Source organism: Mesorhizobium sp. M4A.F.Ca.ET.022.05.2.1, from assembly GCF_003998845.1.
In the GTDB taxonomy this organism is placed as follows: domain Bacteria; phylum Pseudomonadota; class Alphaproteobacteria; order Rhizobiales; family Rhizobiaceae; genus Mesorhizobium.
Genome location: NZ_RZOJ01000247.1, coordinates 1 through 1,385, shown reverse-complemented (window position 1 = coordinate 1,385; position 1,385 = coordinate 1). Strand labels below are relative to the sequence as shown.

Sequence of the window (1,385 nt, the reverse complement as noted above, 5' to 3'; positions counted from 1 at the left end):
GGTATTGAGGTGGCACTTGCGCATCATGATGCAGCCGGCCGCGATCAGCGGCGCGGTCGAGAAGCCGAACTCGTCGGCGCCGAGCAGCGCGCCGATGATGACGTCGCGCCCGGTGCGCAGGCCGCCGTCGACCTGCAGCGCCACGCGCGACCTGAGGCCGTTGAGCACCAGCGTCTGATGCGTCTCGGCGAGGCCCATTTCCCACGGGCTGCCGGCATGCTTGAGCGAGGTCAGCGGCGAAGCGCCGGTGCCGCCGTCATAGCCCGAGATGGTGATGTGGTCGGCGCGCGCCTTGGCAACGCCGGCCGCGACCGTGCCGACGCCGACCTCCGACACCAGCTTGACCGAGACGTCGGCCGCCGGGTTGACGTTCTTCAGGTCGTAGATGAGCTGCGCCAGATCCTCGATCGAATAGATGTCGTGGTGCGGCGGCGGCGAGATCAGGCCGACGCCGGGCGTCGAATGCCTGACCTTGGCGATGGTCGCGTCGACCTTGTGTCCGGGCAGCTGTCCGCCCTCGCCGGGCTTGGCGCCCTGCGCGACCTTGATCTGCATGACGTCCGAGTTGACGAGATATTCCGCCGTCACGCCGAATCGTCCTGATGCAACCTGCTTGATCGCCGAACGCTCCGGGTTCCTGCCGCCGCCGGGCAGCGGCAGGTAGCGGTCGGCCTCTTCGCCGCCCTCGCCGGTGTTCGACTTACCGCCGATGGCGTTCATGGCGCGCGCCAGCGTCGTGTGCGCTTCCCTGGAGATCGAGCCGAACGACATCGCCCCGGTCGAGAAGCGCTTGACGATCTCCGCCGCCGGCATGACCTCGTCGAGCGCGACCTTCTTGCGTCCAGTCTCCTCGGCGAGCCTGATCTTGAATAGGCCTCGGATGGTCTGGGCGCGGGCCGTCTCGCTGTCGATCTGCGCGGAATAATCCTTGAACGTATCCCATGACCCCTGGCGCACCGCATGCTGCAGGGTGGCGACCGCGTCCGGCGACCACATATGCGCCTCGCCGCGCATGCGGAACATGTACTCGCCGCCGACCTCCAGGCTGCTGCGCAGCACCGGATCGTTGCCGAAGCCGTCGGTGTGGCGGCTGATCGTCTCGGCCGCGATCTCGTCCAGCCCGACGCCCTCGATCAGCGTCGCGGTGCCGGTGAAGTACTTCTCGACGAAATCCGACTTCAGCCCGATGGCGTCGAAGATCTGCGCGCCGCAATAGGACTGGTAGGTGGAGATGCCCATCTTGGACATCACCTTGAGGATGCCCTTGCCGATCGACTTGATGTAGCGCGAAACCACTTCGTAAGCGTCGACCTCCTCCGGCAGTTCGCCGCGCTTGTGCATGTCGAGCAGCGTGTCGAAGGCGAGGTACGGATTGATCGCTTCGG

Annotated in this window: 1 protein-coding gene; it reads right to left on the bottom strand. The window is 66.5% G+C overall.

Annotation, left to right across the window (positions count from 1 at the left end; all coding sequences use genetic code 11):
• A partial coding sequence (locus EN745_RS37160) for a glutamate synthase-related protein (RefSeq protein ID WP_245487806.1) occupies window positions 1-1,385 on the bottom strand: 1,385 nt, incomplete at both ends.